Below are 12,525 nucleotides of genomic sequence, written 5' to 3'. Positions count from 1 at the left end.
GAAGTGTCAGCCCTAATTTATTTTGTATGAAAAGTTTTAGCGGACAGCAATAATAACCAATAGTAAGGCTAAAAAGAAAGGTGCTCATTTTGAGCACCTTAACTATCATTTGTTGTCGATATTAATCGTTGTTTATCACGACTTATTTCCCGATGCAATAGGAACTAAATATTGAATTTAAAGTTTCTTGCGGGGTTATGCGCTCTTCGCCCGTTATCTCAGCAAGGTGGTCGATGACCATGCGGAGGTCTTCGGCGAGGAGGTCGCCGCTGAGACCGAGGTCCATAGAAGCGATTACACGCTGGAGACTTTCGTCTGCGTTGAGCAAGGCTGAGTAGTGGCGTGCAGAGGTTATGACTATGTCGCTTTCTGATATCTGAGGAATGTCAGCGGCTTCGACGATAAGCTGTTCGAGACGCGAGAGATTGGTGCCGTACTTGGCGCTGATGTCCACTAACTGTGAGTCTTGAATTTTGAGTTTTGAATTTTGCGCTCGGCTCTTAGAGACGCTTGTCTGAGCAAGAATTGTCGGCTTCGCCGATGAGGAGTTGTTCAATGATGAGTTAGGGAGGTCGATTTTGTTGCGTACAATGATTAGCTTCTTGCCTGCCACGCGCTCCTTTATGCCTTCTATCTCAGCCTCTGTTGGTTGTTGGTCGATAAGCCAAAGCACGATCTTCGCCTCTTGCATCTTTTGGAATGTGCGCTCAATGCCGATATTCTCAACGATATCATCGGTTTTGCGAATGCCGGCTGTATCGACGAAGCGAAACTGTATGCCATTGATGATTGTAGTGTCTTCTATGAAGTCGCGTGTAGTGCCATGAACGTCGCTAACGATAGCTTTCTCCTCGTGGAGGAGATGGTTGAGGAGCGTGCTCTTTCCGACGTTGGTGTTTCCAACGATGGCTACTGGGATGCCGTTCTTGAGGGCGTTGCCTACCTCGAAGGAGCGTGCGAGAGAGGCAAGACGCTGGTGAATGTCGTTGGCGAGTGCGTAAAGTTCAGAGCGGTTGGCAAACTCCAAGTCCTCATGATCGGAGAAATCAATCTCCAATTCTAAGAGAGAGGTGAGTTTAAGGAGATGCGCACGCAGTTCTGAAAGTTCGTTGCTAAAATGTCCCTTCAGCTGACTGAGCGCCATATCGTGAGTTGCCTTGTTTGTGGAACTTATAAGGTCGGCTACAGCCTCTGCCTGCGAAAGATCCATCTTGCCGTTAAGGAATGCGCGCTGTGTGAATTCGCCAGGACCAGCAGGTAAGCATCCGTTCTCGGTGAGCAGGAACATTACCTGTTGGAGTATGTATGACGATCCATGGCAGGAAATCTCCACAGAGTCCTCTCCTGTGTAAGAGTGTGGGGCGCGAAAAATAGATACAAGCACTTCGTCCACAACCTCATTGTCTGCATTTATGATATTGCCGAAAGCAAGAGTGTATGCCTTGCGTTGTGACAAAGAGAGATTGGAGCCGATAGGACGGAAGACCTTATCGGCTATGCTGATTGCTTCGGGGCCTGAAATTCTAATAATGCCAATCGCACCACCAGGGGCGGTTGCGATGGCGCAAATTGTATTGTTGTTCATTGTGTGTTCTGGGTTACTTGTTGGGCATAGCTTCCTTGATGAAGCCATGACGATAGGCGTAGAGTAGGCGCTGCAGGTCGTTGATCTGATTTTTCAGTTCGCGACCTATATCGGTATCTGCAACGCGCATGCGATGCGCCGACATCTCTACAATCTGCGTCGTCGACTTGATATCGGTACACTTCTGTATGGCGTCGATTGTTGATGTGAAGGGCTCGTGCTGCACGAGTACGAAGCCGCGGCTATGATAGACAAGCGTGTAGCCCGCAATGCCGGTCTCCTTGTGGTAGGGCTGAGAGAATCCGCCGTCGATAACCATCAGTTTTCCGTTCGCCTTAATAGGGTTCTCGCCATTGCATACGTGTACCGGCACATGTCCGTTGATGATATGTCGGTTCTCGCCTACAACATCGAAAGCGTCCATTATATTGTCAACGATTTGTTCGTTATCGCGTAGCTTGAAGTAGTTGCCTTTTTCTTCTACATGTGTCTCCTTGTCTTCGATGAAGTAGCGTTCAAATGTTGCCATTTTCGATTTGTCGAAGAGCGGACTATCCGGACCGCACCAAAGATATAGGAAGTAGTCGATGGCGTAGTTGCGTTCCTCTGGCGTAGAATCGCTTTGGAAAGCCGAGCGTATGAGCATCCCTATATTGTACATTAAGTCCTTGCCCGAGCACTTTGTGCCCGGAACTATTTCTACTTCCTTCAGCTTTCCATCCTCGTCGAGAGGTATTGACGCATGGAAGAGCAGGTTGTTGTTGTATACCGCATACATGCAACCGTGCTGCAGGAGCAGACGTATGTGCTTATGCAGCTTCTCACTCACCTGGAATGAGTGGTTAATCTTATCCATGAGTTGTTTTTCCTCAGGCGTGAGTCGGTTCGGATGCTCTGGGTCGATTGTCGGGAAAGAGTTGCTCTTTAGCGGATATTCCTTACCATTGAGAGTAATGGTACCCTTCTCGTAGTCGATGAAGTTGAGCATGAGGCGGTCTGCCATCTTCCACTTTGCGTGGCGCTTTATGATGGCAGCCTCTTCCTTGAACTGCAGCACGGTTATAGCCTTGTGCATGAGGGCAGCAAGACGTTTCGACTTCTCGTCGACCCGCGCAGAGTCGGCAGACGAAATCTTTGGGATGAACTCCTCGCAAGGATCGTTGCCATAGGTGTCCATAGCGAACGTGGCAAGCGGCATGAGGTTGATGCCGTAACCCTCCTCAAGCGTTGTCATGTTGGCATAGCGCAGCGAAAGACGTATAACATTGCATTGGCATGCGCGGTTGCCAGCCATAGCTCCCATCCATAGCACATCGTGGTTGCCCCATTGTATGTCCCAAGAGTGGTAGCGCGAGAGCGTGTCGAGGATGATGTGCGCACCTGGTCCGCGGTCGAAGATGTCGCCGAGGATATGTAATTGGTCGATAGAAAGGCGCTGTATGACGTTAGATATGGCTATGATGAAATCATCGGCACGACCCGTTGATATGATTGTGTCTATAATCACGTTAACATAGTCGGCCTTATTTGCGTCATCGGTACGCTCGTGCAGCAACTCCTGAATGATATAAGAGAAGTCGCTCGGTAGAGCCTTGCGCACTTTCGAATGGGTGTATTTGCTCGAAACCAAACGGCATACAGCCACGAGGTTGTGTATGGTGATGTGATACCAATCGTCGAGATTCTCCTCAGAAGCCTTTATTAGTTCAAGCTTCTGGTCGGGATAATATATTAATGTGCAGAGTTCGCGTTTGTCCGATTCGCGCATAAGATTGCCGAAAAGCTCATTCACTTTTCGCTGGATATTGCCCGAAGCGTTCTTCAGAATATGCAAAAACGCTTCGTATTCACCATGAATGTCGGCAACGAAATGCTCCGTGCCTTTAGGCAAATTGAGAATAGCCTGCAGATTAATTATCTCCGTGCTTGCCTCAGAGATGTTCGGGAACGACTGGGCAAGCAGTTGTAGGTATTTTATATCGTTGGCTGTAAATTTATGGTCTTTTCTCATATCGTAGTGTTTGTTTTGTAGGGTGAGGTTTAGATGATGTACTTCGTCATATGCTTCATCTGTTTATCGGCAGAAGAAGCGATTGGCATGAAGCCCTCCGTAAGATGCGATTTCTCCTCAAGAAGCGCCATTGAAGAAGCTGCAAACGACAATAGCCGCATATCACTTAATGTCTTATGCATTGCGCCTTCGTCGTAATCGCTGTTTATAAGCGTGTCTGAAAGAGAATCGAGCAGCGATTGACGTATCGTCTCGCGCTTGTAAGCGTATTGTAGATACAAAAGAAGCGCAATTATATCCTTGATGGCTTCGTCTGAAACGCCCTTGAGTTTTTGCTGTATAGCCTCTTTTACATGCGCTTCGTGTTCGTTGTATGTCTTTACATATAGTTCGTTGAATAGTCGAAGCATAGTTGTCGTGTCGGTCGTAGACGTGAACTTCTCGTTGGCTATGACTACGATAGACGCATTAGGAGAAATCTTTTTTATAAGTCGAGCTTCCGCCGGACCGCAACAATGGAAGACGGTAGGAGCAAGCATGCACGATAGGGTGGTGAGCTGTTCTGTCAAACCGTTTGCGGAGGTGAAGACCACAGGCACGCCCTTGTTCGTGTAATGCTTGATAGTCGTAGCCGAAGCAGACGACCATTTGCCGCAGATATGCACAAGGTCGGGCGCTGTGTCCACAACTTCCACATCTCCAAAAGCGCTGATGCTTTCAGAGATAGTGCTCAGCAAGTCCTTGTTCAAGGGTGTCGCCGAACTTTTGACAAGACTTATAAACTTGATTCTCATATCTTATGTGTAGAAAAATCGTGTTTGTCAGCTCGCATATAGCGCAACCTCGTGAGCATGTCGAACCACACGAGCGAGAGTTCGTAGAACGGTATTGCCCATGCCGAGATACGCTCGCCGAACAAACGGCACTTCTTTTTGACCCAAATGATACGCAGAGCTAATGTAAACGTGATGCAGACGACAGCAATAACTAAGGCTAACCATCTGCCCGTTAGTCCGCTATATACTCCGGCTGCTATCAACGCTGCATAGTTGAGATACATAAGCAGAACGTCGAATGCGTATGTCAGGCGCATTCTCGACTTGCGCTCGAGATGGCTGCCTACATGACTGTTCGCGATGCAGAACTCGGTCCATGTCTTTTTCGTGCGACATTCCTGATGGAGGAACGAATCTGGGTCAAGAGAGATGGCGGCTGAGCCAGGCTCAGCAAACTTGTTGATGATGAAGTCGTACTCGCCATACACATGCTGCAGGTTGCCACGATAGCCGTCCTTGCCTATGAACTCCGAACGCTTGAACGCTATGTTCGCTCCTGTAGAGCGATACGCCATGCCGCGAGCAGCCGAGCGAAGATAGTAGCACGCCTCGCGCAGACGTATAAAACGGCGGTAGGGCTTCACGTCGTCCTTATAGTTGGAGTAGCCGACAACGAGATTGGTGTTGTCGTCGATATTACGGGCGATGCTTTGCAGCCATTTGTCGGAAGCAGGAGCGCACGAAGCGTTGAGCATAACAATCCATTCGTTGTGAGCCGCCTTTATGCCGAGCGAAGCCGAGAGTTTGGGCTTGCTCATGAAGAGCGAACGCTTGGGAATGTACGTTGTGTACAGGTTCTTGTGGTCGGCATACTTGCCCAGCACAGCCTCAAGGTCGAGGTCTCCCTTTTCGCCTACAACGATAACTTCAAAACCCGGAGCATAGTCCTGGTAGAACAAGAGAGGCAGATGCATGTCGAGAGCTTCCACATCGTTCTGCGAAAGCACAACGACGGTAATGGGTGGCAGTTCGCAACCTTCTTCCTTGTAGCTTCTGTTGCTCTTAACCGAACGGAAAAAGGGATTAGCCACTACCGACACGACGGTCAGCAGCAGAACTACGATACATATTATGATTGTTATATTGTCGATTAACATTTCTGTGATGATTTACAAATCTTCTGTAATGTAGCCTTTCGGCAGTTTTCGGCAGTTGTACGAACTTGCCATAATCTCGCCGTATGCGCCTGCTGAGCGAATAGCGATGAGATCGCCACGATGACACTTGTTAAGATCTATTGCCTTAGCGAAGACGTCGCTCGACTCGCAGATTGGTCCCACGACGTCGTAGGTCTCTGCCGGCTCCTCGCTCGTGAGGTTCTGAATCTTGTGCAGCGCCTGATAAAGAGCCGGACGTATTAGGTCGGTCATGCCTGCGTCAAGAATGGCAAACTGCTTGTGCGTGCCCTGCTTAACGTAGAGCACACGAGAGATGAGCGATCCGCATTGAGCCACGATAGAACGTCCCAACTCGAAGTGCAGCTGCTGTCCTTCGCGCAGACGTAGATGAGTGGTGTATGTGCGGAAGTAGTCTTTGAAGTCGGGAATAGGCTGACGGTCGGGCGAGTCGTAGCTTACGCCGAGTCCGCCACCCACGTTGATGCTCTGTACATGTATGTTCTGCTTTTCGAGCTTAGCCTGCAACTCGTTGATGCGGTTGCATAAAGCCTCGAAGTCGCCCATGTCAAGTATCTGAGAACCAATATGAAAGTGCAGACCTACAACGTTGATATTCTTCATTGCGTCAGCACGTTCTATCACTTTCTCCATGTCCTGCATGGCGATGCCGAACTTGTTCTCGGCGAGCCCGGTTGTGATGTTTGCATGAGTATGAGCGCCAATATTCGGGTTGATGCGGAAGGCTACATTGGCGGTCTTGCCCGCAGCAACAGCCAGCTCCTCTATCACCTCCAGTTCGGCAATCGACTCCACGTTGAAGCAGGCGATGCCTTTCTCCAGTCCGAGGTTAATCTCCCAGTCGCTCTTGCCTACGCCGGCATACACCACCTTGTCAGCAGGAAAGCCTGCCTCGATAGCCGCCTTTATTTCGCCGCCACTCACGCAGTCGGCACCAAAGCCATACTGGCTTATTATACGCAATATCTTCGGGTTGGCATTTGCTTTTACAGCATAGTGGACGTGAAAATTGTCATGCTTCTCACATTCCTTTTTTATAACCTCTAATGTATCACGCAGCAACTGCGTATCATAATAATAGTAGGGTGTTGCTATCCTATTTAATTTGTCAACCGAAAACATTCTTTGTGTATTTAAATGGTTATTATTATAAATGATATAAGGAGTTAACTTCGTGGCTACGCCATTATCTCCGTTAACTCCTACAATCTTGTTCTTTGACGTGCAGTCTTTCTTTTACTTATGGTTGAAGAGCACGTCCGAGAGGCTTTGCAACGCACGCACCTTGTCAGACTCTCTGATGAGGAACGAAATGTTATAGTTGCTTCCGCCATACGAAATCATACGCACGGGGATATTCTTCATCGCATCCAAGACAATGCTTTCGAAGCCGAGGTTGTTCCAGTCGAGGTCGCCCACAACGCATACGATGCACATGTCCGAGTCGACGGTTACTGTGCCGTACTTCTTCAGCTCATCTACAATCTCGTTGAGATGAGACGTGTTGTCGATACTCATCGAAACACCCACCTCGCTCGTCGTAATCATGTCGATAGGAGTCTGGTAGCACTCGAAAATCTCGAACACCTTGCGGAGGAAACCCGTAGCAAAGAGCATGCGCGACGACTTGATCTTGATAGCCGTTATGTTATCCTTCGCAGCTACAGCCTTAATTTTGCCTTTGAGTAGCACGTTGTCGATGATAGTGCCCTCGGCCTTCGGGTCGAGAGTGTTCTTGAGGCGTACTGGTATGCCAGCGAACTTAGCCGGCTGCACGCAAGTAGGGTGCAGAATCTTTGCACCGAAGTAAGCGAGCTCGGCAGCTTCCTCGAAGTTGAGCTGGCGTATAGCCTCGGTCTTCTCGACCACGCGCGGGTCGTTGTTGTGCATACCGTCGATATCGGTCCATATCTGAATCTCCTCGGCAGGCAGAGCCGCTCCGATGAGCGAAGCCGTGAAGTCGCTACCGCCGCGCAGCAGGTTGTCTACCTCGCCGTAAGCGTTGCGGCAGATGAATCCCTGTGTGATATATATCTGATAGCCCTCGTTCTCTTTCATTAACGCAGCCAACTTCTCCTTGATGTAGTGGGTGTCGGGCTCTGCGTTCTTGTCTGTACGCATGAAGTCGAAAGCCGACAGCAAGCATACCTTCACGCCCTGCTCCTGCAGGAAGTTTGTAACCATATTGGTGCTGATAATCTCACCCTGCGCTACGATGTTCTTCTCTTCGAAACTTGTGAAGAGGTCTTTTGTGAACGAACGGAGATAGTTGAATTCAGATGCAAGGAACTCGCGAGTGCGCTGCTTATATTCGTCGGTAGAGTAGAGTTCCTCTACGTGCTGCATATATTTCTGCTCAAGATTGTTGATTACATCGTTAGCTCCGTCGGAGTTCTTCTTGTAGAGATAGTTAGAGATCTCGATGAGTGAGTTTGTTGTTCCTGACATTGCAGACAACACAACAAACACTTGCTCTCCTGACTCAGAGACCATTGTCGCAACGGATTTCATGCGTTCCGGAGTACCTACAGAGGTTCCTCCAAATTTCATTACTTTCATTAATGTTTTATTATTTTGTTTTTACTTGTACTTTTACTTGTTATATCTGTCAGTCACGTCGTGCAGCTTGCCTTGCTCACATTCGAACACACGTCCAGGAAACTTCTCAATGAGTCCGTGATTATGTGTAGAGAAAACGACGGCTGTGCCCGTGTGGCTGATTTCGTAGAGCAGACCTACGATCTTCTCAGCTGTCTCAGGGTCGAGGTTTCCGGTAGGCTCGTCAGCGATGATAATCTTCGGACTGTTGAGTAAGGCGCGTGCGATGGCTATGCGTTGCTGTTCGCCGCCCGACAGCTCGTGCGGCAAGCGCAGCTTCATGTCCTGCATACCTACGGCTTCGAGCACCTGCTCTATGCGTTCTGCAATCTGCTTCGACGATTTCCAACCCGTAGAGTGCAGCACAAACTCGAGGTTGCGGTACACGTTGCGGTCGTGCAGCAGCTGAAAGTCCTGGAAGATAATGCCCATCTCGCGACGCAACGCCGGTATCTCGCGACGCTTTATGTTAAGCAGATTACGACCCAAGACTTCTGCCTTCTCTGCGTCGTCCTTGTCGAAATCTACTTCACAGTATATTGTTTTCAGGAGCGACGACTTGCCCGAACCCACTTTGCCGATAACGTATACAAACTGGTCGGCGTCAACCTGAAAGTTAACGTCGTTGAGTACGCTGTCGTCTGCCTGATAGACATTTGCTTTTTGATAATCTATTAACATCTTCGTTCTTTTATTTTACTGCCATTGATGATAGCAACCGCAAAGTTACGAATTTTCTTTGTAACTATGTGGCGTTTACACTTATTAATTGCGTATGGACACTATTATTTGAGCGCTTCGAGTTCTTCGCAGAGCTCTGTCCAGCGTTCTTCCTCTTCGTCCATTCTCGACTTTATAGCCGTATATTCGTTTATGAGAGTCATGTCGGCGGCGTTCTCAGGCTGGCAGAGCAGGGCGTCAATCTCTGAGATGCGGTTCTCCATAGCCTCAATCTTCGTTTCCGACTCCTTGATGAGTTTCTCCACACGACGTATCTTCTTCTGCTGCTCCTTATGCTCGGCGTAGCTTATCTTGCCCGAGCTGGCAGCTGCGTCGTCGTTCTGCTGTGCAGCTGTGGTCTGTGCAGGTGGAACCTGCTGCGAACTCATGGCACCAAGCTCGTTCAGACTGCTGATGTCGCGCGAGCGCAGGTAGTCGTATATGCCACCGAGATGCTCGCGAACGGCACCTCCGCCGAACTCGTACACCTTCGAAACCAGTCCGTCGAGGAACTCGCGGTCGTGGCTGACAATGATAGCCGTGCCGTCGAAGGCGTTGATAGCCTCCTTCAGCACCTCCTTCGATGCCATGTCCAAGTGGTTGGTAGGCTCGTCGAGGATGAGCAGGTTCACCGGCTCAAGCAGCAACTTTATCATAGCCAGACGGCTACGCTCGCCACCCGACAATACCTTCACCTTCTTGTCGATTGCCTCGCCTCCGAACATGAACGCTCCAAGAATATTCTTTATCTTCAGACGTATGTCGCCCTTAGCCACGCGGTCGATAGTGTCAAACACGCTTATCTCGCCGTCGAGCAACTGCGCCTGGTTCTGTGCGAAGTAGCCAATCTGCACGTTGTGGCCCACCTTTAGGTTTCCCGTGAACGGAATCTCGCCCATTATGCACTTCACGAGCGTCGACTTTCCCTCGCCATTCTTGCCTACGAATGCCACCTTTTCGCCACGCTTTATGGTGAGGTTCACATCTTTGAACACGGTATGCTCGCCGTAGTCCTTGCGCACGTCCTCGCAGATGATGGGGTAGTCGCCCGAGCGAAGGCACGGCGGGAACTTCAGATGCATCGTTGCGTTGTCCACCTCGTCCACCTCGATAGGCACAATCTTCTCCAACTGCTTTATGCGGCTCTGCACCTGTACAGCCTTGGTTGGTTTGTATCTGAAGCGCTCTATAAAGTCCTTTATATCAGCTATTTCCTTCTGCTGGTTCTCGTAAGCGCGCAACTGCTGTTCGTGGCGTTCGGCACGCAGTTTTACGTACTCGTCGTACTTCACCTTGTAGTCGTTCACCTGTCCGCACGATATCTCTATGGTGCGGTTAGTGACGTTGTTGATGAATGCGCGGTCGTGGCTCACAAGCACAACGGCTTTTGCGCTCTGCTGCAAGAATCGCTCGAGCCAACCGATACTCTCGATGTCGAGGTGGTTGGTAGGCTCGTCGAGCAGCAGTACGTCGGGGCGTCGCAGCAGAATCTTTGCCAGCTCGATACGCATACGCCAGCCACCGCTGAACTCCTTTGTAGGGCGATCGAAGTCGTTGCGTGTGAATCCCAAACCGGTAAGTGTGCGCTCTATCTCTGCCTCGTAGTTGTCGCCACCCATCATCATGTAGTGGTCGTGCTTCTGCGTGAACTTCTCCACCAATTCGGCATATTCAGGGCTTTCGTAGTCGGTGCGCTCAGCCATCTGCTGGTTGAGCTCCTCTATCTGCGCCTTCAGCTTAGCCGTGTCGGCGAACGCCTTGCGTGCCTCCTCCTTTACGGTCGTGTTATCCTGCAACACCATCACCTGCGGCAGATAGCCGATAGTGGTGTCTGTCGGTATAGCCACATTGCCTTCAGTAGGCTTCTGCAGCCCGCATATAATCTTCAGCATCGTCGATTTGCCGGCGCCGTTCTTGCCCACAAGTGCTATGCGGTCGCGATCGTTCACCACGAAACTTACGTTGCGGAACAGCGGTTTAACACCAAACTCTACTGACAGTTGTTCTATTGAAATCATTTTCTTCTTTTGTTTAAATACATGTTGTTATCGGGCTTTGCACGTCTACCATCCACTTCTCGCCCTGCTTCTTCAGCTCTAATTTAAACTTGGCGTTTGGACAGATAGAGGCAGGCTTGCCAATCGAGTCGCAGTTGAGAAAATTGCGCACTTCCACTATAGCCGTTGCCTTGTCGTCATCCATATCAATCGACTCGACGTCGCATTCGGCTGTGTCGCGCTTGGAGTTGTATACGTCGACATCCTCCTGCGTGATGTTGGTAGCCTTGAAGCGCACCCACTTTTCCGATTCGGGCGTGCACGCATTGAGAGCCTTCTGGTAGCGCAGGTTGAAGTAGTTCTGCGCGAAGCCAACAACACTCTGTTCTATGGCTTTCTCCTCGCAGTAAGAGCACGAAGCCGTAAGCAGAACGCCTGCGAGAAGCCCCGCGAGAGCCGTCCGTTTGTGCGTATGAATCCCTTTGCTCGTATTCATTATCTGTTTGCTGTTTTTTAATTCTGCATTTAAATATGCAAAGTTACTGATTATTGTTTGTTTAGGCAAAATGTAGTTAAAGTTTTGTACGAAACCAATATTTTTGATAACTTTGTAATGAAAAACCCCTCCATTTATTCTCTTCACATTATAATATAGCAATGTTCAAATTTATATCATTCGGAAGCGGAAGCTGTGGCAACTGCTACTATCTATATACAGAAAACGACGGACTCTTGATTGATGTTGGTGTAGGAACGCGAAGTCTGAAGAAAAGTTTCGGCGATTACGGGCTGCACATGCTCGGCGGATTTAGTTCGATTCTTGTTACGCACGACCATGCTGACCATATCAAGTCGGTAGGAAGCCTCAGCAAGAAACTCGATCTGCCCGTCTTTGCCACTCAACTTGTACACTCGGGTATGGACCGCAACTACTGTATGAAGATGAAGCTTGCGCAGTCAAACCGCCATTATGTAGTGAAGGGCGAGCCGTTTGAGACAAGCGGATTCCGCATAACGCCGTTTGGCGTGCCGCACGATAGTTCTGACAACGTTGGCTACTCTATTGAGCACGAAGGCGTTGTCTTCACGCTTCTCACCGACGTAGGTCATATCACCGAAGAGATGAAGCAGATAATAAAGAATACCGACTATCTCGTGATAGAGGCTAACTACGACCCTCAGATGTTGCAGAACGGACCCTATCCGCGCTATCTGCAGGACCGAATCAGATGTGGCACAGGACACCTGAGCAACCCTCAATGCGGCGCTACACTCGTAGAGAACTATACAGAACGCCTCAAGCACATCTGGCTCTGCCATCTAAGCGAGGAGAATAATCATCCCGAACTGGCACGCAAATCGGTAGAGCAGGCACTCTTGGATGCAGGCATTAAGGTCGGCGACGAGGTGAAGCTTGATGTGCTCAGACGCAAACAGCCTACAGGCGTGTTCGAACTTGCGTAGTCGTGTGGTTTTAATAGTTAAGTCCTATGACTAAATAATACAGACATACAAAAGAACGGTTGTTACCACGGACTGGTAATGTTGTTACCGAAGTGCGAAAACAATGTTACCGAAGTCGGGTAATGATGTTACCAGTTTGCGGTAAAGATGCTTCGAGCAACGATGTGAAACAACTTTG

At 49.4% G+C, this 12,525-nt stretch carries 10 protein-coding genes; 1 reads left to right on the top strand and 9 read right to left on the bottom strand.

Annotation, left to right across the window (positions count from 1 at the left end):
* Window positions 1-142: 142 nt before the first annotated feature.
* From mnmE to KTQ90_RS08805, 9 genes are all read right to left on the bottom strand, one after another.
* A complete protein-coding gene (gene mnmE / locus KTQ90_RS08845; protein WP_217318115.1) occupies window positions 143-1,585 on the bottom strand; it encodes a tRNA uridine-5-carboxymethylaminomethyl(34) synthesis GTPase MnmE in 1,443 nt (480 codons plus the stop codon).
* Between the two features lie 13 nt (window positions 1,586-1,598).
* Window positions 1,599-3,596 (bottom strand): fructose-1,6-bisphosphatase, encoded by a 1,998-nt coding sequence (locus KTQ90_RS08840; protein WP_217318113.1) that lies wholly within the window; start codon window positions 3,594-3,596, stop codon window positions 1,599-1,601.
* A 29-nt stretch (window positions 3,597-3,625) separates the two neighbouring features.
* Window positions 3,626-4,390, bottom strand: a complete 765-nt coding sequence (locus KTQ90_RS08835) for a hypothetical protein (RefSeq protein WP_217318112.1) — start codon at window positions 4,388-4,390, stop codon at window positions 3,626-3,628.
* Window positions 4,387-5,529 carry a glycosyltransferase family protein gene (locus tag KTQ90_RS08830; protein WP_217318110.1) on the bottom strand — a complete coding sequence of 381 codons (1,143 nt, stop codon included), beginning with the start codon at window positions 5,527-5,529 and terminating at the stop codon, window positions 4,387-4,389. The genes KTQ90_RS08835 and KTQ90_RS08830 overlap by 4 nt, the downstream gene beginning before the upstream one ends.
* Before the next feature lie 12 nt (window positions 5,530-5,541).
* Entirely contained in the window at window positions 5,542-6,723 is a 1,182-nt protein-coding gene (gene lysA / locus KTQ90_RS08825) for a diaminopimelate decarboxylase (protein ID WP_297051066.1), read from the bottom strand.
* Window positions 6,724-6,804: 81 nt separating this feature from the next.
* Window positions 6,805-8,127: an aspartate kinase gene (locus tag KTQ90_RS08820; protein ID WP_022158985.1), complete on the bottom strand. Its 1,323-nt coding sequence runs from the start codon at window positions 8,125-8,127 to the stop codon at window positions 6,805-6,807.
* A gap of 33 nt (window positions 8,128-8,160) precedes the next feature.
* A complete protein-coding gene (locus tag KTQ90_RS08815; RefSeq protein ID WP_217318108.1) occupies window positions 8,161-8,847 on the bottom strand; it encodes a cell division ATP-binding protein FtsE in 687 nt (228 codons plus the stop codon).
* 104 nt (window positions 8,848-8,951) lie between these two features.
* Window positions 8,952-10,904, bottom strand: coding sequence for an ABC-F family ATP-binding cassette domain-containing protein (locus tag KTQ90_RS08810; protein ID WP_217318106.1), 1,953 nt, complete (start codon window positions 10,902-10,904; stop codon window positions 8,952-8,954).
* Window positions 10,905-10,917: 13 nt separating this feature from the next.
* Complete coding sequence (locus KTQ90_RS08805; protein WP_217318105.1) at window positions 10,918-11,379, bottom strand: hypothetical protein; 462 nt, start codon at window positions 11,377-11,379, stop codon at window positions 10,918-10,920.
* A 161-nt stretch (window positions 11,380-11,540) separates the two neighbouring features.
* Here KTQ90_RS08805 and KTQ90_RS08800 point away from each other — a divergent pair, with 161 nt between their 5' ends.
* Complete coding sequence (locus KTQ90_RS08800; RefSeq protein ID WP_217318104.1) at window positions 11,541-12,347, top strand: MBL fold metallo-hydrolase; 807 nt, start codon at window positions 11,541-11,543, stop codon at window positions 12,345-12,347.
* Window positions 12,348-12,525: the final 178 nt, after the last annotated feature.

Source organism: Leyella stercorea (genome assembly GCF_019052365.1).
In the GTDB taxonomy this organism is placed as follows: Bacteria; Bacteroidota; Bacteroidia; order Bacteroidales; family Bacteroidaceae; genus Prevotella.
The sequence above is the reverse complement of the archived record's forward strand: the minus strand, read 5'-3'. Positions and strand labels throughout refer to the sequence as shown.